This is a genomic window from Humibacillus xanthopallidus, assembly GCF_006717145.1.
In the GTDB taxonomy this organism is placed as follows: Bacteria; Actinomycetota; Actinomycetes; order Actinomycetales; family Dermatophilaceae; genus Humibacillus; species Humibacillus xanthopallidus.
Window position 1 is genome coordinate 586132 of record NZ_VFQF01000001.1, and the last position, 24418, is coordinate 610549.

Below are 24418 nucleotides of genomic sequence, written 5' to 3' on the forward strand. Positions count from 1 at the left end.
GTCCTCGAGCGCGGGTGCCCCCGCGTCCAGGGCTCGTCCCAGCGGCTCGACTCAGGGGCTCGTCGCCGTGGCTGAGGGCGTCGCGCCCCCCGTCGGTATGCCGCCCGCTGGGCTGCCGCTCGACGCCGGCGCCGTCTGGGTGGTGGCCGGAGCCGTGGTCGGGGATGCACCGGACGTGGCCCCCGTGGTGGCGGACCCGTCGGTGGCCTGCCCGGTCTGGGCTGCGCCCGCCGATGCGCTCGCCCCACCCGTCGCGCCCGCACCCGGCACGGTCGGGGTGCCCGTCGCGCCGTTCGTGGGGGAGGTGACGGCGCCTCCGGAGCGGTCCGTGGAGGTGTCCGCGCCCGAGGCCGCCGACACCCGCCCGCCGATGGAGGTGCCGGTGACCTGCGCGCCGGTCGCGAGCTGGAGGCCGGTGAGAAAGGCCGCGGCGATGGCGAAGAGGGCGCCGGTCGTGACGAGCACGCGTCGCGTCGACGCCCGGTCGACGCGACGCCACCACGCGGGGGAGCGGGGTGGGTGCGGGTCAGCAGCCGGCCCGACGGCCACGTCGGTGTCGATTTCGGGTGGCTCCACCGCATACAGGGGCACCTCCTCGAGGTCACCGCGGCGCGACCGCACGAGCACGACGGCATCGCGCGCACGAGTCATCGACGCCGTGTAGAGGCTGGCCGCCACGGCCGAGATGAGGCTCAGCACGGCCGCGCCGGCGATGGTGCCGACGACGCCGAGGCGTGAGCCGAGGGCTGCCGCCGTCGCGGCGGCCGCGGAGCCGCCGAGCAGCTGGGTGAGGGAGAGATCGAGCACCTTTGCTCTGGTCTTCGTCGGGTTCTGGTCAGGTGTCGTCTGGTGCGTCATGGTCCTGGCATCGGTTGCGATCGTCGTCCGACTCCCCAGCGAACGGCGCCCCGAGATGGTTCCGCGCGTGCGAGCCGCGCGCACAAATCCCGGTGCGAGGCCGTGCGGGCGGCGCCTAGGGTCGCAGTCCCACCACCAGAGGAAGGAATCATGGAGAAGATCTCGTCGACGCTCATCAGCTGGGCGTCGATCCTCGAGCCCGCGACACCCGCCCAGGCGGAGACGACGGCGACGATGCCGTTCATCCACCCGCACGTGGCGCTCATGCCTGACGCGCACCTCGGTCTGGGTGCGACCGTCGGGTCGGTCATCCCGGCCCTCGGTGCCATCATGCCCGCGGCGGTCGGTGTCGACATCGGCTGCGGCATGATCGCGGTCCGCACCCAGTTCACGCGGCAGGAGCTGCCGGGGTATGCCGCCCCGCTGAGGGAGTCGATCGAGCGTGCGGTGCCGTTGTCGGCCGGGGTCTACAACACCACCGTCACGCTCGACCACACGGTCGAGCGGGTGGTCGACCTCGAGAGCCGAGCGGCAGAGGCGGACTTCGACCCGGCGGCATACGCGGGGAACTGGCGGCTGCAGCTGGGGACGCTGGGATCGGGCAACCACTTCATCGAGGTGACGGTCGACGAGCTCGAGCGGGTCTGGCTGTTCCTCCACTCGGGGTCGCGCGGGGTCGGCAACAAGATCGCCCAGCACCACATCAAGGTCGCCCAGCGGCTCAATGAGCGGTGGTGGATTCCGTTGCCGCACAAGGACCTTGCCTACCTCGTGGAGGGCACCGACGAGTTCTGGGCCTACATCCGCCAGATGCGGTGGGCGCAGCACTTCGCCCTGCTCAACCGCGAGGAGATGATGGACCGGGTGGTCACGGCCTTCGAGCAGTGGGTCGGCGCGGACGTGGAGCGGCACGAGGAGATCAACTGCCACCACAACTACACCGAGCAGGAGAAGCACTTCGGCAAGCAGGTGTGGCTCTCGCGCAAGGGCGCCATCTCTGCACGCAAGGGTGAGGCGGGTCTCGTGCCCGGGTCGATGGGCACGGCGTCCTACGTCGTCACGGGTCGGGGCAACCCGGTCGGCCTGCACTCGTCGCCGCACGGCGCAGGTCGGGCGCACTCGAGGTCGGCGGCTCGGCGGCTGTTCACGCGGGAGCAGCTGCGTGCGTCGATGGCCGGCATCGAGTACCGCGACACTGACGCCTTCATCGACGAGATCCCGATGGCCTACAAGGACATCGACCAGGTCATGCTCGACGCGGCCGAGCTCGTCGAGGTCCGTCACACGCTGCGGCAGATCGTCAACGTCAAGGGCGACTGACGCGGGTCCGAGAACGGGGCACCGGCTGACGCAGGCGCGTCAGCCGGTGTTGCGCAGCCCGGCGGCGATGCCGTTCATCGTCAGGAGCAGGGCGCGGCGCAGCTCGGGGTCGGCGGCCTGGCCTGAGCGGGTGCGCTGGAGCAGCGCGATCTGCAGCTCGTGCACCGCGTGGAGCCGGCCGTGGCGCACCGCGAAGGTGCGCCGCAGCACCGGCTCGTCGGAGAGCAGCGCGTCCTTGCCGGTGACGGCCAGCAGGTGCTGGACGGTGCGGGTGTGCTCGTCGGTCACGGCCCCGAAGAACCGCTGGAGCGAGGGGTCGACGAGCTGCTCGACGTAGCGCCGGCTGATCGCGAGGTCGGTCTTGCTCAGTGTCATCTCCACGTTGGAGAGGAACATCCGCAGGAAGCGCCACCGCCGGACCGCCTCCTCGAGCTGGTCGGAGTAGCCGGCGTCGATGGCGGCGGCGAGGCCCGAGCCGACCCCGAACCAGCCGGGGATGAGCTGGCGCGACTGCGTCCACCCGAAGACCCAGGGGATGGCGCGGAGGTCCTCGAGCCGGCCCCCGCCACCTCGGCGCGCGGGCCGCGAGCCGAGGTTGAGGTCGGCGAGCTCGTCGACGGGGGTCGACTGGCGGAAGTACTCGGGGAACGCCTCGTCGCCGACGAGGTCGAGGTATGCCGCGTGCGACGCCTCCGAGATGACGTCCATGAGGCTGTCCCACCGTCGACGGACCTCGATGGTGTTCTGCGCCTCGCGGCGCAGGGTCGCCGCTCGCAGGGTCGCCGCGAGCGACAGCTCCATGTTGTGGTGGGCGAGGGAGCGCACGAGGTACTTGTCGGAGATGACCTCGCCCTGCTCGGTGAACTTGATCCGCCCGCTGACGGTGCCAGCCGGCTGGGCGACGATGGCCTCGTGGGTCGGGCCTCCGCCTCGTCCGACGCTGCCTCCGCGGCCATGGAACATCACGAGGCTCACCCCGTGCGTGCGAGCGACCTCGACGAGCTCGCGCTGGGCGCGGTGCAGGCCCCAGCGCGAGACGGTGATGCCGCCGAGCTTGGACGAGTCGGAGTAGCCGAGCATGACCTCCTGGCTGTCACCACGGAGGCGTACGAGCTCGCGGTAGGGGGCGCACGAGAGGAGCCGGTCGAGGAAGTCACCGGCGATGGCGAGCGAGGAGGGGGTCTCGAGCAGGGGTACGAAGCCGATGCGGGCGACGCCTGCGTTGACATCGACGAGTCCGGCCTGGCGGGCGAGGACCGCGGCGGCGAGCACGTCGTCGACGTCCTCGCTCATCGAGACGATGTAGGACTCGATGGCGCCCGGGTCGCGGTCGAGGGCGCGGCGCACCGTGTGGAAGGTCTCCATCGTGCGCTCCGGCACGCCCTCGAGCCGGGTCGTGGGGCTGAGCAGCGGCCGGGGTTCAGCGAGCTCGCGGGCGAGCAGGTCGGTGCGCTCCTGGGGGCTGAGCGTCGCGTAGGCGGGGTCCTGCCCGACGAGGTCGTAGAGCTGCGCGAGCGTCGTGTGGTGGTGCGCCGCGTGCTCGCGGATGTCGAGGACCGCGAGGTGGAAGCCGATGAGCGACACCGTGCGCATGACGCGGGAGACCGGGCCGCGAGCGGTCAGCTCCCCCCGGTGGTCGACGAGCGAGCGGTGGATCGTGGCGAGGTCGGCGAGGAGCTCGTCGGCGTCGGCGTAGGAGCGCTCGCTGTGCTGACCGTCGAGCAGTCGACCGGAGGTGGCGGCCAGCCGGTCGAGCATGGTCTGCAGGGCCGCGCGGTAGGGCTCCTCGGTCTGCGCGCCCTCGGTGAGGGCGAGCACCTCGTCGCTCGGCGGGACGACGCGGGAGGACTCCGACATCTCCACCTGGAGCGCCTGGAGGTTGCGTTCGAGCACCCTCAGCGCGGTCCTCGTCTGCTGGAGGAGCACCTCCTCCGTGACGGCAGGGGTGACGAGGGGGTTGCCGTCGCGGTCGCCGCCCACCCAGGAGCCGAGCCGCACTGGCACCGCCGTGGGGGAGAGGTCGACCCCGAGCCCGGCGAGACCCGCCGCGAGCTCGTCGACGACCTCCGGGAGCACCTGGTCGGCGAGCTCCTCGAGGTAGAAGAGGGCCGATCGGGCCTCTTCGATGACGCGGGGCCGGTCGACGCGCAGCTCGTCGGTCTGCCAGAGCCGCTCGATGACCTCGGCCAACCGCCGCTCGACCCGTGCGCCGTCGCCCGGCTGCGACCGGGGGTCGGCCCGCTCCTCGAGGAGGTCGGCGACCTGACGGATCTTGGTGAGGACCGACCTGCGGGAGGCCTCGGTCGGGTGCGCGGTGAACACGGGGCGCACCTCCACCTGTTCGACGGTCCGGGAGAGGTCGGCGGTGTCGAGACCGGCCGCGCGCACCGCGTCCATCGTGTCGGCGAGGGAGGCCCCGTCGTGCAGGGCGGACTCGTCGAGCCGGTGCACCTGCTCGGCGACGTTGATGAGGTGGAAGTAGACGGTGAAGGCGCGCGCCAGCTTGGCGCTGCGATCCGGGTCCAGGGCGCTGAGGGCCTGGGTGATGCGTGCGTCGTCGGCCGGGGAGCCCGAGGCGTGTGCCGCCGACGCCCACCGCTCGACGTCCTGCATCTGCGTGACGACCTCGGCGCTGTCGTGTCTCTCGACGGTTTCGTAGAGCAGGCGCGTGAGCAGCTGGACGTCGGCATCAAGGCGGGTGTCTTCGGTGCTCGGAGTCACGGTCCAACCCTAGGGGCGCTGCTTGGGTGGCGTCAGGCGTTGTGCCCGACGCTGGGGCGGGCACACCTGACAGGACCCGCTGCGCGCTCCGCGTGGGTGGGCGCCGATGCCGTGGATCGGGCCCAGCGATGGGAGACTCGACCCGATCACTGGAGGACCATGCACACGACCGCGTCGCCTACCGAGCGCGACCTCGAGACCACCCGCCACACCGCCACCGGGGGCAATGCCTCCCCGGAGGTTGCCGAGCAGGCGGCCCGGCGCCGCACCTTCGCCGTCATCTCGCACCCCGACGCGGGCAAGTCGACGCTGACCGAGGCGCTGGCGCTGCATGCCCACGCCATCGGCGAGGCGGGCGCCGTGCACGGCAAGGGCAACCGTCGTGGGGTCGTGTCCGACTGGATGGAGATGGAGCGCGACCGCGGCATCTCCATCACGTCCGCGGTGCTTCAGTTCGCCTACGCCGAGACGGTGATCAACCTGCTCGACACCCCCGGGCACGCCGACTTCTCGGAGGACACCTACCGCGTCCTCGCTGCCGTGGACGCGGCCGTCATGCTCGTCGACGCCGCCAAGGGCATCGAGCCGCAGACGCACAAGCTCTTCGAGGTATGCCGTGCCCGTGGCGTCCCCGTCATCACGGTCGTCAACAAGTGGGACCGCCCCGGTCTCGATGCGCTCGCGATCATGGACGAGCTGACGACGCGTCTCGACCTGCACCCCATGCCGCTGACCTGGCCGGTCGGGGTGGCCGGCGACTTCCGTGGTGTGCTCGACTGTGCCACAGGCGATTTCGTCGAGTTCACCCGCACTCCCGGTGGCGCGACCGAGGCCATCGCCACGCGGTGGTCCGCCGAGGAGGCCCGGGCGACCGTGGGTGAGGTCTTCACCCAGGCGGAGGAGGAGTACGACCTCCTGAACGCCTCCGGTCACGGCTTCGACCTCGAGCTCTTCCTGTCCGGTGCTGCGACGCCGGTCCTCTTCGGCTCGGCGGTGCTGAACTTCGGCGTGCGCCAGCTGCTCGACACCCTCGTAGCGCTGGCGCCCGCGCCGGGTGCGCGCGCCGACGCGTCCGGCGGTGCGCGTGCGGTCTCGGCCCCCTTCTCCGGGTTCGTCTTCAAGATCCAGGCGGGCATGGACAAGGCCCACCGCGACCGGCTCGCCTTCGTGCGCGTGTGCTCCGGCCACTTCACCCGCGGCATGGTCGTCACCCATGCCGACACGGGGCGTCCCTTCGCGACGAAGTATGCGCAGAGCGTCTTCGGACGCGACCGGTCGACTCTCGACGAGGCCTTCCCCGGCGACGTCATCGGGCTCGTCAACGCGAACGCGCTGCGCGTCGGTGACACGCTCTTCGCCGAGGAGAAGGTCGCCTTCCCGCGGATCCCGCTCTTCGCTCCCGAGCACTTCGCCGTGGCCCGGGCCGCGGTCAGCGGCAAGCAGAAGCAGTTCCGCCGTGGCATCGAGCAGCTGGGGGAGGAGGGCGTCGTGCAGGTGCTGCACTCCGACCGGCGTGGCGCGCAGGCGCCGGTGCTCGCCGCCGTCGGCCCCATGCAGTTCGACGTCGCGAAGCACCGGATGGAGCACGAGTTCGGCTCGCCCATCCGGCTCGAGCAGCTGCCCTACTCCGTCGCGCGGGCGGTCATACCGGCTGCGCTGCCCCAGCTGGAGAACCGTGGGGGAGCCGAGGCGCTCACCCGCGCCGACGGCGTGCACCTGGCGGTCTTCGCCGACAAGTGGCGCATGGCGTCGGTCGAGCGCGACCTCCCGGCAGGGGCCCTCAGCCCCGTCTTCGGCTGATCCCGTGAGCAAGCGTCTCGAGGAGATCGACTGGCAGCACACGTCGCTCGGCACGATCAGCCTGCGCCGCAGACTCGAGCCGACACTGCAGGTCGACGTCTACGAGGTGAAGCTCGGCGACGAGTTCCTCATGTCGAGCCTCTTCACCGTGGCGGAGATCGAGCTGGCCCGACTGGGGCTCGCGGCCGTGGGCGGTGCGGCTCTTGACGTGCTCGTCGGTGGTCTCGGTCTCGGCTACACGGCTGCCGCCGCCCTCGAGGACGACCGCGTACGGTCGGTGACCGTCGTCGAGGCACTGGCGCCGGTCATCTCGTGGCACCGCCGGCAGCTGCTGCCCGACACGGCGGAACTGACGACCGACCCCCGCACCGTGCTCGTCGAGGGCGACTTCTTCGCGTTGTCGCGCGGGTCCACAGGGTTCGGCCCCGATGCGCCGGCGCGATTCCACGCCGTGCTTCTCGACATCGACCACACGCCCCACCACGTGCTGCACCCGAGCCACGCGTCGTTCTACACCGGCGACGGACTGCGCGAACTGGCAGCGCGCCTCCATCCGGGCGGCGTCTTCGCCCTGTGGTCGGACGACCCACCGGACGAGCCCTTCACGGCGCTGCTCGCCGAGGTCTTCGACACCGCCACGGCCCACCTCGTCACCTTCCCCAACCCCCTGACGGGCGGAACCTCGTCCAACTCGGTCTACGTCGCGACGCGGGGTGCGCAGGTGCCGGACTGACGAACCACCTGCGGCGCGGTGACCGCGGTCGGGGCGGACGGCATACGGGCTCTATGCTGGGTGGCGGATGAGTCGGCCAGACGGTCGCGTCAGGGCCTCGGCCCTGCCGAGGAACGTCCGGGCTCCACAGGGCAGGGTGGTGGCCAACAGCCACCCGGGGTGACCCGCGGGACAGTGCCACAGAGAACAGACCGCCGGCCGCTTCGGCAGCCGGTAAGGGTGAAACGGTGGTGTAAGAGACCACCAGCGTTCCAGGTGACTGGAGCGGCTCGGTAAACCCCACCCGGAGCAAGTCCAGACAGTGCATGCACGGCGCCCTCGGGCGCCGAGGAGACCGGCCCGGTCGAGTGTGCGGGTAGGACGCTCGAGCCGGCCAGCAATGGTCGGCCCAGATGGATGGCCGTCGCCTCGTCACCGGTAACGGGGGCGAGGAACAGAACCCGGCGTATCGGCCGACTCATCCACCCCCGCCGAGGATGCACGGGCAGTCGGACCAGGATTCGGCACGGGCCCGGTGCCGACGTCCTTCGGGTCGTCACGTGCCGGAGGCCATGTAGGCGACGAGGATGTAGTTGGGGTGGGGGTCGAGGTTCTTGCGGGCTCGGCCGTAGCGCATGGTGGTGCGGGGGTCGGCGGGCTTGGCGGCGATCTGGACGAGCGGATACTCCGGGGAGTGTGTCCGTGGGCCTCGCTCTGCGCGGTGGCCCTAGAGGCTGTCTCGGGGGCGTGGTTGCTGCACCGAGAAGAGCGTGCGCGTGTTGAGCTACTGCCCGAAGGTGTGCCACTCGCCTTCGGAAACCACCTCGACAGAGTCGCCGACGACCTTGATGGCGGTCTGCTCGTCGATGGCGTAGGCCGGGCCGGCGATCTCAGCGGCCCAGCGCTCCGCGTCCGCAAGGGTGTTCGTCGGGAACGCGTTCAAGTGAGGGAAGATCGCAAATTCCACGAGCCCCAAGGTCCGATCGTCACGGGCAGCAGGCCAGCTGACGAAGTCCGAACCGATTCGGGGTGCCATGACCATGCTCCCGGCGCTCACTCCGACCCAGGTCGTATCGGTCAGGGAGGACAGGTGGTCGACCAGGCCGGACTGCCGAAGCCAGTGGCACAGGTACGTGGCATCGCCGCCGTCAACGAGCAGAACGTCGGCCTCATGGATCCATTCAACCCATCGCTCCGTGCCGATGGTGGGCAGGGCAGTGAGCTCGAGGACACCCACGGACTTCCACCCCAGCGACGTCATGGCGTCACCCGGATCTCCGCCACTGACGAAGCTGTGCACCGATCGCGGCCCGCACATGGCATGCCCCCATTGCGCGGTCGGGATGCAGAGCGCGTCGCACTCGGAGATCGGCTTGCCCAACATGCCGACGAGCGCATCGCGGATGCTGGTGTTCCTGACGCCGCCCGAGGTGAGAAGCAGCTTCATCGTCGGGGCTCCTTGGCGTAGCTGGGACAGAGTGGCAACCGACGGGCCGGGGGAGGCTCCACGAGTATTGACCTTCGTCGACCGTTGCCAACGGGTGTTGACACCGTACACACAGACATCCTCGCCTGGGTGAATGGGAACGCACAGGTTTGGCTTGGCGACGGCGTCTTCGAGGACGACCAGATCCCAAGCCGTCGCCGTCGCTCAGAGGCAGGACGGATGGCCATTTCTCAGGAGTCCTTAAAGTTCCTGCACGTCCGCTCATCGGCGGAATCGCCAGCGTCGCGGCAGATCCGCGCGTTGCGTCAGGGCAGAAGATCCCAGTACTGCCGCCGGGCCAGCATCGCGTGGATGACCATCTCCTCGCCACTCTGGAAGATCAGCACAACGATCTCCAGGAGCCGCGCTTGAGTGTCGAACCCGAGCCGCAGCTCGCGGCGTGGCCACTCCTCTTCCTCCAGGGGCTCGATCCACAGCGACAGGTCGGCCGCGTGGACCGCGTCCTCGGGCAGGACCGCGTGCTTGAGTGCACTGCGGTGGACCTTCACGCGGCGTAGCCGGCCAAGGCCCGTCGGATCGCCTCGGAGCGCGACAGGTGCTCCCGCGCCGCGTAGTCATCGAGCGCCGCGATCTCCTCGGCGGTAAGCCGCACGGCGATGACTTGCGTTGGTTCGGCCCCCCGCCCCGGGCGCCCTCGCCCGCGGCGCTTCAGCTGCTCGACGTCATAACCAGCCTCGGCTTCGTCCGCCCACTTCTGGATCTGCTCGTCCGTCACTTGGTCATCACCCGGCATGACAAAATCGTATAACGAAAACCGATCGTCGGGGAAGGCCGCGTCCGATCATTGTCAGGATCAGTCTTCTAAGTGCCGGCGGCCATGTATGCGGCGAGGATGTAGTTGGGGTGTCGGTCGAGGTTCTTGCGGGCTCGGTCGTAGCGCATCGTCGTGCGCGGGTCGGCGTGTCTGGCAGCGATCTGGACGTCGCGGAGGTCGACGCCGGCGTCGAGCATGGTGGTGACGAAGGTGTGGCGCAGCATGTGGGGGTGCATGCGGGCGACGTGGACGCCGCCGGCCTCGGCGAGGCGATGCAGTCGTCGGGTGGCGCAGTGGCGGTCCATCCGGGTACCGCGGCTGGTGCGCAGGATCGGGCCTGAGGTTCGGCCATCAACGGCGCGGTCGATCGCGCGGGCGACGGCCGGCGGAAGGGGCGTGAGGACGACTTTGCCGCCTTTGCCGGTGACGCGCAGGACGCGGTGCCCGTGTTCCTCACCGAGGTCGGCGATGCTCGCAACGCAGGCTTCGAAGATCCGCAGCCCGAGCAGGCCGAGCATCGCGACGAGGGCGAAGTCGTTGACGTTGCTGGAGGTGCGACCACTCGCGAGCATGGCTTCGAACTGCAGGTGGGTCAGCGCGAGGGTGGGTGACTCGGCGGGCACGTTCGGGCGGCGGACGTGCTCGGCCGGTGAGTGTGCGAGGACGGCGTCGATGACGCAGGTCCAATAGAACCCGGCGACGACGGCGATGCGTCGGCTCACGGTGGAGGGCTTGTAGCGGCGGGTCTCCTGCATCCAGCGGATGTAGAGCTCGAGGTGGGGTCGCTGCGCGCTCAGCGGGTCCAGGCCGTGGCTACTGCACCAGGTCAGGAAGGCGCGCAGGTCGGACTCGGTGTGGACCCGGGACTGGCCCTTGAACCGGGCCAGGTAGGCCGCGACAGCGCGTCTGAGCGTGTCGGACTCGGTCGGGAGCGGCGTTGGCATCAGGACGTTCTCGTAGGTGCTCATCTGCAAGCGTGACCCCGCTCCGACACTCGGGGAAACGTCCGCTACCGCGCCATGCGCGGCAGATGAGTGCGTTGGGTGCCCTTGCTGTCGATGACGACGATGACTTCGCGGCCGGTGAGGTCATGGTCCGCGGGGTTCCGGGGGGAGCCCTTCGACCGTCACAGCGGGACCGCCGTCGGTGCGCCACTAGGTTTGGGACCCGATGGCAGGGCTGAGGTCGCCCGCCTCCGCCTGCGCCCCTGCGCATCGCGGAGGATAGGGGTACCAGTCGCACTGGGCTCAGTCGCGTTCAAGCTGCGGTCCAGCGCGTCATCCGCGCTGATCATGGCAGCGTTGGCACCAGCGCGCCGGACACCACGTTTTGGTAGAAGTGCAGGCTAGGTCCCTGTGCGACGCTGGCCAGGGTGTCCACGTGGGTGGCGAACACGACCACAAGGGCCTTGTCGGGGACCACTTCGACGAGCTGCCCGCCGAAGCCGAGGGCTGCGTACGCGGGGTGGCCGCCCGCAGTGGTGACCCACCACTGGTAGCCGTAGCGGTCTGCTCCTTGGGCTCCCACGTCCACGTGCCCGGTGGTGGCGTCCTGCACCCAGCTTTGCGGCACGATCTGCTTGCCCTGCCACGTGCCGTGGTCGAGATAGACCTGTCCCAGTTTGGCCATGTCCTGGGGCCGCAGCTTCAGCCAGCCGGCTCCGTAGTTGATGCCTTGGTGGTCGACGGGCCAAGCGAAGCGGGCCTTGTCGTACGCCGCTGCCGAGGCCTTGACCAGCAGAGGCTGCGCGGCGCCGGTCATCTTGATGCCCAATGGCTCGAACAGCTTCTCGGTCGCATAGTCCAGCACGGACCGGTGGGTGGCTCTGGCCACAATGGCCGACAGCAGGTGCGAGCTCGCCGAGGAGTAGGCGAAGGTGCCGGGATTCCCAACAACACCCTGCCGCAGGATGCCCTCGACGAAGTGGTCGCTCTGGATCCACGCCCCGACCGAGCTGTCGGGTAGGTCGGCGTCCAGGCCCGCTGTCATGGTCAGCAGCTGACGGAGCCTGATGCTCGCCACCGCCGGACTCATCACCGCCCGGTGCTCGGGAAGCAGCTCGCCCAAGGTCTGCTCGAGGCTCTTCAGGGAACCGTCGGCCAGAGCGATCCCGACCAAGGTCCCGATGACGCTCTTGGTGACCGACGCGACGTTGTGGGTCTCCTGCGCCGTCGAGGACCGGTACTCCTCGTGGACGGGGACACCGCAGACGTGGACCAGCACGGCCCGGACTTCGCGGAGCGAATAGTCGCTCAGCACGCCCAGCTGCTCGGTCAGGACGGCCGAGACTTTCGCCCCCATCGCTTGACGCTGGGCCTCCCCAAGAGGGCACCGCGACAAGGTGGCCGTGGGCTGCGCTGGGGAGCCGCCTGAACAGCCAGCGGCAAGCAACAGCACCGACGCCAAAGCGGCGAGCCCACAGGCACGCCACCACCGAACGCGATGGACTTTTCGCGCCCCGGCCGAGTCAGGCATCGTGCAGCGAAGGGAGGCTGCCTTCCTACCGGTGGTCATACTCCAAAGTGTCCTCACCCACGTGAGCGCCGTCTGTCGTCCGGGACACACAGGACGACCCTGACTGGACCTGCACGCTCAAAAGCCCGGTCGCGCGGTGAGCGGCAATGTCGGACGTCCCGTCCTCCGAGCGGCAATGTCCGACGTCCCGTCCTCCGAGCGGCAAGATCGGACGTCCCGTCCTCCGAGCGGCATGAGCGTGCATCCCACTTTGGGATTCAATGGAGTATCCTCGTCTACATGAGCACCCAGATTGCGGTCCGCCTGCCCGACGAGATGGTGGCCTTCCTCGACCGTGCTGTGGCCGCGGGCGAGGCACCGAGCAGGGCAGCCCTCGTCACGTCGGCGCTGGAACGGGAGATGCGCCGGCTGGTCGCGGAGCATGACGCGCGGATCCTTGGCGCCAAGGGCGCGGCGGACGATCTTGACGAGCTCGTGGCCTGGACCAGCACCCACATTCGGGTCGAGGACTGACCGGGTGCGAGTGATCTGCTTGGTCCGCCTCGACAAGACGCGACCAGCGCTGGTCCTGACCCGGGAAGCTGCTCGGGGTGCGATGACCAAGGTGACCGTGGCCCCCATCACCGGCACCATCAAGGGGTTGTCAAGCGAGGTGGCGGTGGGACCCGGCAACGGACTGGACCACGACTGCGTGGTCTCGTTGGACAACGTCCTCACCGTTCCGGTGGGCGCGCTGGGGCGTACCGTCGGCTATCTCAGCCCCGCACAGGAAAGGCAGTTGGCGCGAGCTGTAGTGCTGTCATACGACCTCGACGTGCCACTTCTCGAGTAGCTCGCGGCGGCAATGTCGGACGTCCCGTCCTCCGAGCGGCATAGGAAGGCGTTGAGCGTCTTCGGTCTGGCGTTGGGAACGTCCTCCTGATGCGCTTGTCGGGCTTGGTGTCCCATCGCATCGAAGGAGGACGTTCATGTCTCACGGTAGTGGCGTTTCGCGTGGTGATCGCAACCGCAACGCTCGGCTCTCGAGGCTGCGGGCGGCGGTCCCGACCGTGAACGCGGTCGTGGGGATCGACCTGGCCGACCGCAAGCAGATGCTTGTGGTGACCGACCACGACTCGAAGGTGCTGGCGCGGCGGACGTTCCGGTGCAAGGCGTGGGACCTCGGGTCGGCGCTGGACTGGGCCGCGGAACGAGCCGAGGCGAAGGGCTTCGCCGGGTGACGGTGGCGTGTGAGCCGACCGGGCACCGGTGGATGGTCTTGGCGCAGCTCGCGGCCGAACGCGGGATGTCGTTCGTGTGCGTGCAGCCGGCGGCGTCGTCCTGGGCCCGTAAAAGCGAGGACCTCACGACGGACAAGACCGACGACAAGGACGCCGTGCTCATCGCCCGGCTGACCGGGCAGCTGCGCTGCTACCTGCCCGAACCGGTTGACGAAGCGAACGCAGCCTGGACCCGGTTGCGGCACCTCGGGTCCCGACGTGAGGAGCTGCTCGGGCAGCACGTCGCGGCCGTGCAGACCGTCCGGGACCTGCTCGAGTGCGTGTGGCCCGCCGCGCTCGAGACAGCGAAGCAGCCGTTCCGATCGGCCACGTGGGTCGCCGCCCTGACCGTCGTCGTCGGGCAGGGCCGCGGTCGTGACGCCGGTGACCTGGACCGGACCCGACGGCTCGGGCTGGCACGGTTCGAACGGGCTGTCCGCGCGGAGGTGGCCCGTCGTGGCGGGATCCGGTCGTGCCTGCGGATCGCGCGAGGCCTCTTTGCGGCACTGACCGATACCGCCGGCGTGATCGCACACCGACCCGCGGTGTTCGAACGCATCGAGTGGACCCTGGCCGACTGGGACGACGCGCGGGCCAAGCTCGCGAACGTCGAGGACCGAATGACCGCAGCGCTCGACGAGCTTGGCCTCACCCCGCTGGTGAGCAGCATCGACGGGCTCTCCCCGGTCGGGGCCGCAGCGATCCTCGCCCAGACCGGCGACCTGACCCGGTTCACCTCCGCGCGGGCCGTGGTCAAACACGCCGGGCTCGCGCCGCGGGAACGCAAGTCGGGCACGTTCACCGGCAAGGCTCGGGTCACTGGCGCCGGACGGCCGCAGCTGCGGGTCGCGGCCTGGCGGGCGGTGTGGGGATGCCTGCAAACGAACCGGGTGTACGCCGCCCGCTACCGACACCTCACCAGCCGCGAGACCAACCGGCTCACCCCGACCCAAGCCCAAACGGCCGTCGCCGGTGCGATCCTGCGTCAGCTGTACGCCGTCGTCACCCAGCAGCGGGCGTGGGACCCGGTCATCGCCGCCCATGGCACCACCACGTCGAAGGAGAACGCGAGAACCGCTGCCGCATAAAGACATTCAGCACGAAGAGCCCAAGGACCAAGCCACAAGCACGAGGCGCTGACCGCCCATGAGCTGGGGCGGGGTGAGCCTTCCGCGGCATTGAGAACCCCAGGGGTATCTCGTCGCTCATCGCAGGCCGCCCCGTCCCGTCGTCGACACAACCCGATCACACGCTGCCGAGCACGAACTCGATTAGCTATGCAGGGACCGACGACGAGACGCCGGCACCCGCCCAGCCCTTGACGCTAAACACCTCACGCTGATGAGCGGAAGGTGGGACGCCGCGCGCAGGTCACTGGTGAGAGCATGAGCTTCCCTGCTCCCGCCCGCTTGCAAGGTCCCCGAATGCCGAGCACCTTGATCGAGGTTCGCCGCACGTACACGGCTGAAGAGCAGGTCCAGCTGATGAACGCCGTCCACGACGCCCTCGTCGCCGCGTTCAAGATCCCGGTCGAGGACCGCTTCATCCGCCTGGCCGAGTTCGCACCACACGCTATGGTCAACGGGCTGCACGACGGCGTGTCAGACACCTACGTGCGCGTCACGATCGACTGCTTCTCCGGGCGCTCTATCGCGGCCAAGCGAGAGCTGTACCGCGAGATCGTGGACCGGCTTGGCGAGCATGGAGTCCCCCGTGAGCATGTCTCGATCCTCTTGCGCGAGGGCCCGCCCGAGAACGGGGGCGCGGGCGGCGTGGCGGCCAGTGACTACGACCTCGGTTTCGAGATCAACGTCTAGGCATCAGGTCCGTCATGCCAGCGCGAACGTCCGACGAGCGGCTACTTGTTTCATTGACGTTAGGACCGGTGCCTGCGCAGGCTCTGGTTTAGGTGCCCGGGTTCGTCGCTCTCATCCGCGGCTGCCCACGATGATCGTGTGGCTCTCACATGGACTGCGCCGCCCGGGCACCGCCGGGCAGGAGAGGCTCAAGAAGGGATTGCTCTGCTCGAAGTAGCGGTGCCCTCCACGCCCAACCATCTACAGGTTTGAGGCAACGGAGGACGCGGTGAACGAAGACATCTCGCGGGTCGTGATCGGCATGGACCCGCACAAGCGCACGGTGACGATCGAGGTCATGACCGCCGACGAGACGGTGCTCGACGGTGGCCGGTTCGACACCACCGTCGAGGGCTACCGGGCGATGCTGGCCTTCGTGTCGGCGTGGCCGGTCCGGGTCTGGGCGATCGAGGGTTGTGAGGGTATCGGGCGGCACATCGCGCACAGGCTCCTCGCGGACGGGCAGGAGATCGTCGACGTGCCGGCGAAGCTGTCCGCGCGGGCCCGGGTGTTCGCGACCGGGCAGGGCCGCAAGACCGATGCGACCGACGCGCACTCGGTCGCCCTGGTCGGCACGCGGATGGCGGGGCTGCGCCCGGTCGTGTCCGATGCCCAGCTCGAGGTGTTGCAGCTGCTCGTCGACCGGCGCCGCTCGATCGGTGAAGAACACACCCGCAAGGTCAGCCAGCTACACCGAATCCTGTTGGAAATGCTGCCTGGTGGCGCGAAGAAGCACCTCTCGGCCGCCCAGGCCAGGGCGCTGCTGACAGGCATACGACCGCGCGATGACGTCGGCAAGACCCGGAAGCGGGTCGCGATGGAGCTGGTCGTCGACCTCGAGCGGATCTACGCCCGGAAGAAGGCCGCCGACAAGGAGCTGCGGCAGCTCGTCGCGGCGACCGGGACCTCGCTGCTGGGCCTGTACGGTGTCGGCCCGTCCGGTGCGGCGCGGCTGCTCGTCGAGGTCGGAGACCTGTCCCGGTTCCCGGACCGCAACCACTTCGCCTCCTGGACCGGGACGGCGCCGGTCGACGCGTCCTCCGGTGAGCACGTGCGCCATCGCCTGTCCCGGGGTGGGAACCGTCAGATCAACCGGGTCCTGCACATCATGGCCACCGTGCAGCTGCGGACCCCGACCGAGGGCCGCGCCTACTTCGACCGGAAGAAGGCCGCAGGGAAGACTTCGATGGAAGCGATGCGCTGCCTCAAACGACGCCTGTCCGACCTGGTCTTCCGCACGATGCTCGGCGACTACGTCGCCGGCAGGATCACCACGGCGACGGGCCAGGCGACAGGCCCGGGAGGGCATCGGGGCAACGACTCTGACTCCAGCGCGACCGGCTCACAACCCCACACCGGCTCTTCGGACAAGCCACTTCCCGGACCCGTCACCACCCAGCGTAGAACCCCACTCCCGACGGCGTCTTGACACAGAAGGGAGCCATGATCGGACCACGGGAGTGGCCGTCGGGGCGGCCGCCCCCATCGATTCCGCCGATAGTGAGACCGCGATGCCGGAAACACGATGCGTTGGGCTGATCCGGAGGACCATCGAACGATGGCCCACCGCAACTGGATCTGCACCCTTACTCGGCACAGGTGGTCGCGACAGCGGCTACCGGACCGAACCGTCCGACGCACCTGCACGCGATGCGGCGAGACCGACCTCATCGAGCGCGATATGCCCGGCCCTCAGCGGGGAACGACGCCCGGCTACTAGGGCTTGTGATTGAACCCGTGCGGGTGTCACTGTCGGGAGGACCCGGAATTGGGGCATCGCACCGAGGATGCTGGCCAAACGCACGGGCGGCCCTCTGGTGGCGACGACGTCGCCGGCGACTCATCGGGCGTTAAGGCTGTACCGCTCGGCAGATTCGGACGAGCGCAGCCGTCCTTAGTGCGGCAAATCCGGATGTTGCTTACGACGCGGAAAGCCCCATCGCACGCAGCTGTGCACGGACGTTCTCGTAGTCGGCGTGGGGGTTGAGCGCGGCGAGGATCGCGGGGTCGAGTGGCTTTGACCTGTAGACGGCGTTGACCGCCGCGTCGTCGGGGCGCACATCGAAGTAGTCCTCGGCGAAACGGGCGAACGTCTGGGGGTTGTCGTCAAGGATCAGTTCGAAGAGCTCCTCGGCGCCATCAGGGTCCGGCTCGCCGGCAGGCGGGATGACCGACCCGGTGTGCCACCGCCGTCCGCCCTGGGACCAGAAGGCCGCCGTTGCCATGAAGGTGTCGGCCAGCTGGAAACGGGCGTCCCGAGTCAGGGGTTCGAACGCAGCCGGCATGTCGTGGAGGAGACCGGGCCACACCGCGACCGGTGTCCGTGCGAAGGGGTTCATCGGATACTCGTGCGAGAACCCCCACCCGAACACCGTGTCCTCGGTGAAGGCGATGAAGTACCGATCGCCTGAACCGTTGTCCATGCTCGCCAACGCCACCCCGGAGGAGTCGCGCGGATCGAAGCGGAAGTAGCGATCGTCCGGGTCGTCTTCAGGGCTCATCGCGACGTCAAGGATGGCGAGAGCGATGGACAGTTCGCGCAGGCGGTGTGGAGAAGGAAGTCGTTCGAGCAGGTCGGCCATTGTCACGACCGGCAGCGTGGCACACGACGGTGCTCAGACGAACATAGCGGCAATCCTTGGCGCGGCATGTGCGGACATGGGCCGGGTGGCGTCAGGGACAGGCAAAGGGCTGCCAAGTCGCGGTCCCCTGTCCCGCCGTGTCATAGCGCTTGTGTCAGCACCGGCACAGACAAGGCCGGGTCAGGGCCAGATCCTTTGTGCATGGCAACGACACACAGCAGCCGGGGCGCGGCTCGAGCATCGAATGAATCCTGGGTGGCATGGGAGGGCGCGATGTCCAAGGGAGTGCGATCTCGCCGCACCGTTCGGAACGCAGAAACGATGGCGTATGTCGTGGTGACGTTGGCGGCGGCTGCCGCGGTCACAATCCTGGCTGGCTGCCAGAAGGTCGAGCCGCTAGCCGTGGCCGGCAAGGCGGCCTCGAGCGCCTCCGTGACGACGTCCAGCTCGTCCGCTAGCTCCCAGCCCACTTCAGAAGCGTCAACGTCCTCGCCTCCGCCGCCGACGTCCACGCGGCCACCGACCCAGCCGTCGACGCGGCCCCCCGCTCCTCCCGTCAAGGCCAAGCGGATCTTCTGGCAGAACCTCAAGCCCGGTATGTGCGTCCGGAATCCGTCGAACGCCTCCGTGCTGTACATCACCGTCGTGGACTGCAGCGCAACCCACGACGCAGAGGTCACGCTCCGGGCCCTCCTGACGGGAACGAGGAAGTGGCCGGGAGACGATGCGGTGGACGCGGCGGCGGAGGCGAGGTGTAACGCAGCCTTCGCATCGTACGTCGGTGTCCCGTTCGAGCAGTCACGGCTCGAGACCGACTTCTACACCACGGATCGGACGGGCTGGTCGGCCGGCGACCGCCGGCTCATCTGCCTCGTGTACGACCCCGACAACACCTCGCTGACCCGGTCCCTTCGCGGCAGTCATCTGTAGCCGGCGGTTCGAGTCGTGACACGGTGCGCTAGGGACTATTACGAAAGTCGTAGGCGGCTGTCCGCTCATCGGCAGATCCGGACGACTTCGACCCTCGCATTCGGCTTGGAGACTCGAAGGAGGGAGCGCCACCTCAGATGGTTGGCCCCTGCCATGACTGCGCCTGTTGCCTTGGATGTGACTACGTCAGACGGCTTGGCGCGAGGTAGCTCCGGGGGAGAGCTATGCGTCATGAAGTCCGCAAAGAGTCCGCAACACCCCAGAGACGAGCCGCGAAATGGCCGTCGTGCTCCACATGGTCAGCTTGGTTTGCGCCTAGCAGCTGGAGGCACGACCGCCTGCAGGAAGGCGACCGAGGCTTTCCTCCCCATCAGGCATTGAGCCAATCATCGACGTCCCGCCGGGTCAGGGGAGCGGGTAGCCGACCTGGGTGGCGAGGAACCCACGCGCAGATGGCGTGTCGAGCCGGAGTGCGACGTTGGTGGCGCGGCAGACCATGTCTCCGGTGATCGTTGTGGAGACGATGACGTGGGTTCCACGGAGGTAGTTGGGGCCACCGGAGTCTCCGCCACAGGCGCCGCCCCAGCCGGCTGACCAGTTCTGGTCCTCGTGCACCCAGCCGGGCGTGACACTGGCCAGCCCGAGGAGGGCGGCCTGTCGCTCGCCGGTGGGCGGGTAGGCGTGAGCCCCGTCTCCGAAGGTGACGGTGGAGCCGTAGCCGATGACATCGAAGGTCTGGTCGCGGGTGACGGCGCCGAGCTCGTTCGCGCTCGGTAGCGACGCCGGGGCGAGGCCGGGATCGGTAGCCAGATGGACGACGGCGATGTCGTTGGTGTCGTTGGCGTAGACGTTCTGGCGTGAGGTCAGCTTCGGCACGAAGGCCGGGTCGATGGCGATCGTTCCGCCGTAGAAGGTGCTCGTCTCGGTCGGCTTCTGGTCGAACGTCGCCCACGCATACGGCAGGCGACCGTTGGCGCGGTAGTAGTCCGCGAAGCAGTGGGCTGCCGTCAGGAACGCGGTGTGGTCGATGAGGGCTCCGCTGCACGCGAACTGCCTTGGGCCGTCGGGGGTATCGCTGAAGTAGAGCGCGCCCGCCTCGGGGTGGGAGTAGTCGGGCGATCCGTTGACCATCGCCGTGGCGACCGAGGGGATGAACGCGAGTGCGGCGCCGAGAACGGCGGCGGGGATGAATCGCCTCATGCGTCAGCACATTCCTCGCCGGGAGCTGGGCCTGTCAAGGCGTCGAGGTGGCCCCAGACGCCACGGCGAGGCTGGCACGAGCCGTGATGAGTTCGACCCTGACGACAGCCCCCGCCGTCGAGGTGCAAGGCGAGATGATGAAGACGTGCGTGGGGTGTTGCTCGACCTCGATGGGGTCGTCTACGTGGGCGACCAGCCGGTGCCGGGCGCCCCCGAAACCATCCACTGGCTGGCACGTGAGGGCATCCCGCACGCCTTCCTGACCAACACCACCTCTCGTCCACGGCAGGCGGTGATCGCCAAGCTGGCCGGTCTGGGTGTCGCGGCCGGAGCGGAGCAGATCCTGACACCGGCGGTGTCAGCGGTGGCTTGGATGCGGCGGCACTCCATCACCGGGCCTGCGGTGTTCGTCCCGGAGGCCACCGCAGAGGAGTTCGCAGAGCTGGCGCCGCTCGCGGGCGATGCCGAGCGCGGCGCGGGCGCTGTCGTCATCGGCGACCTGGGCGACGGGTGGACGTTCGCGACGCTCAACCGCGCTCTTCGTCTGCTCATGAGCGACCCGGCGATCCCGCTCGTCGCCCTGGGGATGACGCGCTACTGGCGCGCCGAGGACGGACTCCGGCTCGACGCGGGTGCCTTCGTGCGTGCACTGGAGTATGCCGCGAGCCGCGCCGCCGTCGTCGTCGGGAAGCCCGACCCGACGTTCTACGGCGCCGCGGTCGATGCCCTGGACCTTCGGGCCGACCAGGTCGTCATGATCGGCGACGACATCCACACCGACATCGAGGGCGCGCAGCGCGCGGGCCTGGCGGGCGTGCTCGTGCGGACGGGCAAGTTCTCTCCGTCGGATATCGGCTGCGGTGTGGTCCCCGACGCGGTGCTCGACTCGCTCGCCGACCTGCCACGACGGTGGACCGACCTCTGAGTGCACGGTTGGCATGCGGCCGCGCCGCCGCTATGACGTTCGAGACATCGTGGCGAGACTGCACGTGATCAGCGGGATGCTGGGGATGGGCCCGGCAGTCGTCGGGCCGCACGGAGCAGTCATGGATGTGGTTGAAGCCCCTGGATCTGGGACCACGAGCCCAGTACGGTCGCCGTGGACGGGATGGTTGGCGCCCTCGCTCGCGGGAGCCGGCGCGTTCTGGTTGGCCAACCTCGTCATCTCGCTGACACCGGTGGCTTCCGACTACCGTTCTGCCCTGTCGATCGAGTACGGGTCGATGCTCCTGGAGGCAGCCGTAGGAGGACTGGTCGTCTCGGTCGCAGTGACATTAGTGCTCGTCCGCTTCCCGAGGCGGATCCGTGGCGATGGTCCGGTGCGCAAGGCGCTGACTGTCGCCGCATGCGCGCTTGCCGTCGTCACAGTGTTCGTCGAGGTGCCTTCGAAGCTCCTTGCTGGCGTGGACGATCCGCTCAAGTGGCTCATTGTCGCCACGGCGATCAACGCGGTTCGGGTGCTGGCCATGGGACTGGCCATCGGTGTGGTGATGTGGGTGCGCCGAGAGCGAAGCGAGCACCGCCCGATGCGGGCGGGAAAGGAGCGGAAGCCTTGACCATCACCACGAGGACAGCCACGTCCAGCATGCCGAGCTCGTGGCAGCCCAACACGACCGCGCGGTGGGCCGGCGGCCTCTACCTCGCCTACATCGTCGCCAACGTGGTCGCCAGCGTGACGGGTCGCATCGGGCTCAGCGACGCCCAGACCCTGCGCCAGACAATCGCGGACAACGAGTCGATGTTCCGGATCGGGCTCGTCGCTGCCCTCGCGTCGGCCTTGCTGTTCGTCGTCACTGCGTGGGCGCTCTATACCCTGCTCCGCCCGGTTGACGACACCATGGCACTCCTGCTGCTCGTCCTCAATGCCGTCGGGGTCGCCGTCCAGTGCGCCAGCTACCTGCCCCTCCTTGCCGTCCTCGCACAAGGGGACAGCAGCGTCGACCTGCAGGCACTCACCGGCACGCAGCTCGGCGGTCTGGCGATGCTGTCGATCACGACCTACCAGGTGGGGTTCGTCACCGCGCAGCTCTTCTTCTCAGCCTGGCTGTTCCCCCTCGGCTGGCTCGTGCTCCGCTCCGGATTCCTGCCCCGAGTGCTCGGATGGATCCTTCTCCTGGACGGTGTCGCGGTCCTCATCTGGTTCCTCCAGACCCTGCTCGCGCCGGCGTACCGAGCGATCAGCTACCCCGCGTGGGTCGTCGGCTTCGTCGCCGAGGTCGGCCTCGCACTGTGGCTCCTCATCAAAGGCGTGCACGCCGACACGTCTCCGCAACACCCGGCCCAGGCGTGAGAGCACCCTCCTACGGCATGCTGCCGGGCGCACCCGCGGCCGACGTCTTCGGCGGGAGGGGCTTTACAGGGCGGGGGAGTCAGACCCGATCTCCTGGTTCCACAGGATCTCGGTGAGACGGTCGACGGCGGCAGTCAGGTGCCGTCGGAAGGTGCTGGAAGGGAGCCCGAGGGCCTCGGCGGCCCGTTCAAGCGTCGGCGCGGGCTGGACGTAGGTCCGGTGGAGCATTCGATACGCTCGCCGATCGTTCTGGTTGGTAGAGGTCTTGAGGTTCTCCTCGACGGCCTCGAGGACGACCTGTTGCAGAGCGGTGACCAGGTCGCGCGGCGAGGCCGAGGCGGGAGCCCGGGCGGTCACCACCCGGGTCCCGAGCAGTGCGCTGGCTCGGAGCCGATCCGGTCTGGTCAGCTCGCGCAGGGCATTCCGCACCCCAAGGGCGAAGTCCTCGCGCGGCATGACGTGGAGGTGGGCGGACGGTGGGACCTCCGGGTGACTGCCTACTTCGCGCTGGGCCAGCACGGACAGCCACTGGGTCGGCGTGACGACCCGCCAGTCATGCCCGTGGACGGCATACCATCGGCCACCGACCTCGAAGTCTGCGTCGGGCATGGGCGTCTGGTCGGCATACGCGGCGAACTCGGCCCACGCATCCTGGTTGGCGAACGGAAGCAGGGTCAGGGCGGGCCCGGGAACGCTGAGGTAGTGACGCCCCAGCTGGACGGCGATGAGGCTCTGCACGGGCGACACGTCCTGGTAGGTGTCGCGGGCCATCCAGAAGCGAATGAGGGTTGCCTCCTCACCGGTCCGTAGAGGTGGGTGGTTGGTGAGCTCGCGGCGCGCGCTGGCCATGGCTGGGTCTCCGCCGTCATCAGGTTGAACGCGAAGCAGGCACAGCGCTCCGACCACCAGGTCCGTGGCGTCGCTGACCACCTGCCAGGCCTGCGGTGCCGTCTCGAGCCAGTGGAGCGCGTGATCGGCTGACTCGGGGCCTTCGTGGCGGCGCACCATCTCGACGATGGGCTCTCTGTCGGACGGGTTCGCGGGCCGTGTGCTCAGAGCGCCGGCCGCAGTCGCATCCGCGGGGCGCAGGAACGGGCGCAGCTCAGGGTGGAGGAACATCAGATCCATCAGGAGGGCTGCGTGGTCGCTCGTGCTCGCAACTGCCAGCCTGTCCAGGTAGTACTGCCGAGCGAGGCGATGCATCTCGGTGAACAGGTCCGGGTCGCGCCATTGCAGGTCCGCCGCGATGACAGCCTTGGCCAGGTCGTTGAGGTAGAGGCCGGCTCGCCCGTGGTCGACGCAGGGTAGTCGGCGCAGCCAGTCGAACTGAGCAGCGGCTTCCGCGCCGTCGGCGGGTTCGCCGAGCAGAGCGGCGAGGAGCGGCTCGGTGAGCTGGCGAACGAGGGCGCACGCCTCGAGGGCGCGTCGGTGTCGGGGTGAGGGGACCACTTGGACGAACTGTTCGACCAGTGTCCCGATGACGTCGGGTGAGCCGGACGGGTCGAAGTCGCCCCGGTTGAGCAATGTCTCGGCGACCAGCGCCAGCGCGAGCGGGTGCCCACCCGTGAACCGCACGACCGGGGCGCGGCGGTCATCCGGTATGCCGCGGGCTGCAAGGAAGGCGTTGCTCTCGGCCGGAGACAGGTTGCCGAGCGCAAAGACGGAGATCAGCTGCGACCACCCGGGGTCGGCCAGCCAGCCCGGGCCGGGCGGGCGCTGACTCGCGAGGACGACCAAGGAATCGGCGGGCAGGGCGGGCAGGAGCTGGTCTCTCAGGACACCCTCCAGAGGGGCCATCAGCTCGAAGCTGTCGACCAGGATCACTGACCTCGAGCCGGGCGCGGGCAGACCGTCCGGGGACAGGGCGGATGCCAACGCCTCGGCGACCGGCGGGAGCTCGCGAGCGTCGACCGACGTCACGGTAGCGCCGGCGGTGCGGCTCACGTGCGCGAACTGTCGCAGCAGGGCGGTCTTGCCGCAGCCGCCGGGTCCGTGCACGAAGACCACCACGACCGGCATGTCGGTGGCGGTGACGATGTCGGTGAACCGGGCCAGCTCGTCTGCACGCCCGACGAAGCCCTTGCGCTGCGCCGCAGCGATCCTGTCACCCAGCGTTGAGCTCATCCTCGACCACCCACTCGAGCCAGCGTGCCG

Annotated in this window: 24 protein-coding genes and 1 other RNA gene; 14 read left to right on the forward strand and 11 right to left on the reverse strand. The window is 69.1% G+C overall.

The annotated features are described in order from the left end of the window. Positions 1-51 precede the first annotated feature (51 nt). Positions 52-858: a hypothetical protein gene (locus FHX52_RS02645; RefSeq protein ID WP_141819667.1), complete on the reverse strand. Its 807-nt coding sequence runs from the start codon at positions 856-858 to the stop codon at positions 52-54. 150 nt (positions 859-1008) lie between these two features. On the opposite strand from FHX52_RS02645, the gene FHX52_RS02650 reads away from it, so the two are divergent. Next, positions 1009-2178: an RtcB family protein gene (locus FHX52_RS02650; protein ID WP_141819669.1), complete on the forward strand. Its 1170-nt coding sequence runs from the start codon at positions 1009-1011 to the stop codon at positions 2176-2178. Between the two features lie 39 nt (positions 2179-2217). Here FHX52_RS02650 and ppc read toward each other — a convergent pair whose 3' ends face one another. Further along, positions 2218-4899: a phosphoenolpyruvate carboxylase gene (gene ppc / locus FHX52_RS02655; RefSeq protein WP_141819671.1), complete on the reverse strand. Its 2682-nt coding sequence runs from the start codon at positions 4897-4899 to the stop codon at positions 2218-2220. Between the two features lie 159 nt (positions 4900-5058). Here ppc and FHX52_RS02660 point away from each other — a divergent pair, with 159 nt between their 5' ends. From FHX52_RS02660 to rnpB, 3 genes are all read left to right on the forward strand, one after another. Continuing rightward, positions 5059-6699 (forward strand): peptide chain release factor 3, encoded by a 1641-nt coding sequence (locus FHX52_RS02660; RefSeq protein WP_141819673.1) that lies wholly within the window; start codon positions 5059-5061, stop codon positions 6697-6699. A gap of 4 nt (positions 6700-6703) precedes the next feature. Then, positions 6704-7432 (forward strand): polyamine aminopropyltransferase, encoded by a 729-nt coding sequence (locus tag FHX52_RS02665; protein WP_141819675.1) that lies wholly within the window; start codon positions 6704-6706, stop codon positions 7430-7432. Between the two features lie 68 nt (positions 7433-7500). Then, positions 7501-7896, forward strand: an RNA gene (gene rnpB, locus FHX52_RS02670) — RNase P RNA component class A. A gap of 299 nt (positions 7897-8195) precedes the next feature. Here rnpB and FHX52_RS02680 read toward each other — a convergent pair. The 5 genes from FHX52_RS02680 to FHX52_RS02700 all read right to left on the reverse strand — a co-directional run bounded on the left by FHX52_RS02680 (position 8196) and on the right by FHX52_RS02700 (position 11973). Continuing rightward, the gene (locus tag FHX52_RS02680) at positions 8196-8858 is read right to left on the reverse strand and encodes a Type 1 glutamine amidotransferase-like domain-containing protein (protein WP_141819676.1); all 663 of its coding nucleotides are present in this window, start codon (positions 8856-8858) and stop codon (positions 8196-8198) included. Positions 8859-9163: 305 nt separating this feature from the next. After that, positions 9164-9406, reverse strand: coding sequence for a toxin (locus FHX52_RS02685; protein WP_141819678.1), 243 nt, complete (start codon positions 9404-9406; stop codon positions 9164-9166). Then, the gene (locus FHX52_RS02690; protein ID WP_030201809.1) at positions 9403-9651 is read right to left on the reverse strand and encodes a ribbon-helix-helix protein, CopG family; all 249 of its coding nucleotides are present in this window, start codon (positions 9649-9651) and stop codon (positions 9403-9405) included. The genes FHX52_RS02685 and FHX52_RS02690 overlap by 4 nt, the downstream gene beginning before the upstream one ends. A 68-nt stretch (positions 9652-9719) precedes the next feature. Further along, positions 9720-10640 carry a tyrosine-type recombinase/integrase gene (locus FHX52_RS02695; RefSeq protein ID WP_141819680.1) on the reverse strand — a complete coding sequence of 307 codons (921 nt, stop codon included), beginning with the start codon at positions 10638-10640 and terminating at the stop codon, positions 9720-9722. A gap of 322 nt (positions 10641-10962) precedes the next feature. After that, positions 10963-11973 carry a serine hydrolase domain-containing protein gene (locus tag FHX52_RS02700; RefSeq protein WP_185747047.1) on the reverse strand — a complete coding sequence of 337 codons (1011 nt, stop codon included), beginning with the start codon at positions 11971-11973 and terminating at the stop codon, positions 10963-10965. Between the two features lie 453 nt (positions 11974-12426). On the opposite strand from FHX52_RS02700, the gene FHX52_RS02705 reads away from it, so the two are divergent. From FHX52_RS02705 to FHX52_RS02725, 6 genes are all read left to right on the forward strand, one after another. After that, complete coding sequence (locus tag FHX52_RS02705; RefSeq protein WP_141819684.1) at positions 12427-12660, forward strand: ribbon-helix-helix domain-containing protein; 234 nt, start codon at positions 12427-12429, stop codon at positions 12658-12660. Continuing rightward, positions 12569-12979, forward strand: a complete 411-nt coding sequence (locus tag FHX52_RS02710; protein ID WP_281287861.1) for a type II toxin-antitoxin system PemK/MazF family toxin — start codon at positions 12569-12571, stop codon at positions 12977-12979. The genes FHX52_RS02705 and FHX52_RS02710 overlap by 92 nt, the downstream gene beginning before the upstream one ends. A 217-nt stretch (positions 12980-13196) precedes the next feature. Further along, positions 13197-13367: a hypothetical protein gene (locus FHX52_RS23705; protein WP_185747048.1), complete on the forward strand. Its 171-nt coding sequence runs from the start codon at positions 13197-13199 to the stop codon at positions 13365-13367. A gap of 32 nt (positions 13368-13399) precedes the next feature. Then, positions 13400-14494 (forward strand): transposase, encoded by a 1095-nt coding sequence (locus FHX52_RS02715; protein ID WP_141819687.1) that lies wholly within the window; start codon positions 13400-13402, stop codon positions 14492-14494. 336 nt (positions 14495-14830) lie between these two features. Continuing rightward, positions 14831-15223, forward strand: a complete 393-nt coding sequence (locus FHX52_RS02720) for a tautomerase family protein (RefSeq protein ID WP_141819689.1) — start codon at positions 14831-14833, stop codon at positions 15221-15223. 301 nt (positions 15224-15524) lie between these two features. After that, positions 15525-16691, forward strand: a complete 1167-nt coding sequence (locus FHX52_RS02725; protein WP_141821995.1) for an IS110 family RNA-guided transposase — start codon at positions 15525-15527, stop codon at positions 16689-16691. Between the two features lie 490 nt (positions 16692-17181). On the opposite strand, the gene FHX52_RS02730 is transcribed toward FHX52_RS02725, so the two are convergent. Together FHX52_RS02730 and FHX52_RS23710 are read right to left on the reverse strand one after the other, a co-directional pair. Next, positions 17182-17850, reverse strand: a complete 669-nt coding sequence (locus FHX52_RS02730; RefSeq protein ID WP_141819691.1) for a hypothetical protein — start codon at positions 17848-17850, stop codon at positions 17182-17184. A 134-nt stretch (positions 17851-17984) separates the two neighbouring features. Beyond that, the gene (locus FHX52_RS23710; RefSeq protein ID WP_185747050.1) at positions 17985-18485 is read right to left on the reverse strand and encodes a hypothetical protein; all 501 of its coding nucleotides are present in this window, start codon (positions 18483-18485) and stop codon (positions 17985-17987) included. On the opposite strand from FHX52_RS23710, the gene FHX52_RS23715 reads away from it, so the two are divergent. After that, a complete protein-coding gene (locus tag FHX52_RS23715; protein WP_185747051.1) occupies positions 18472-18774 on the forward strand; it encodes a septum formation family protein in 303 nt (100 codons plus the stop codon). The two genes, FHX52_RS23710 and FHX52_RS23715, sit on opposite strands and share 14 nt — an antisense overlap. Positions 18775-19179: 405 nt before the next feature. On the opposite strand, the gene FHX52_RS02740 is transcribed toward FHX52_RS23715, so the two are convergent. Continuing rightward, complete coding sequence (locus FHX52_RS02740; protein ID WP_141819695.1) at positions 19180-19974, reverse strand: trypsin-like serine protease; 795 nt, start codon at positions 19972-19974, stop codon at positions 19180-19182. Here FHX52_RS02740 and FHX52_RS02745 point away from each other — a divergent pair. From FHX52_RS02745 to FHX52_RS23725, 3 genes are all read left to right on the forward strand, one after another. Continuing rightward, on the forward strand, positions 19973-20899 hold the full coding sequence (locus tag FHX52_RS02745; RefSeq protein WP_141819697.1) for a TIGR01458 family HAD-type hydrolase: 927 nt from the start codon (positions 19973-19975) through the stop codon (positions 20897-20899). The two genes, FHX52_RS02740 and FHX52_RS02745, sit on opposite strands and share 2 nt — an antisense overlap. A 187-nt stretch (positions 20900-21086) precedes the next feature. Next, positions 21087-21530, forward strand: a complete 444-nt coding sequence (locus FHX52_RS23720; protein ID WP_185747052.1) for a hypothetical protein — start codon at positions 21087-21089, stop codon at positions 21528-21530. Continuing rightward, entirely contained in the window at positions 21527-22264 is a 738-nt protein-coding gene (locus FHX52_RS23725; protein WP_185747053.1) for a DUF4386 domain-containing protein, read from the forward strand. Before FHX52_RS23720 ends, FHX52_RS23725 begins: the two co-directional genes overlap by 4 nt. A gap of 63 nt (positions 22265-22327) precedes the next feature. Here FHX52_RS23725 and FHX52_RS02755 read toward each other — a convergent pair whose 3' ends face one another. Further along, positions 22328-24388 carry an ATP-binding protein gene (locus FHX52_RS02755; RefSeq protein WP_185747054.1) on the reverse strand — a complete coding sequence of 687 codons (2061 nt, stop codon included), beginning with the start codon at positions 24386-24388 and terminating at the stop codon, positions 22328-22330. Positions 24389-24418: the final 30 nt, after the last annotated feature.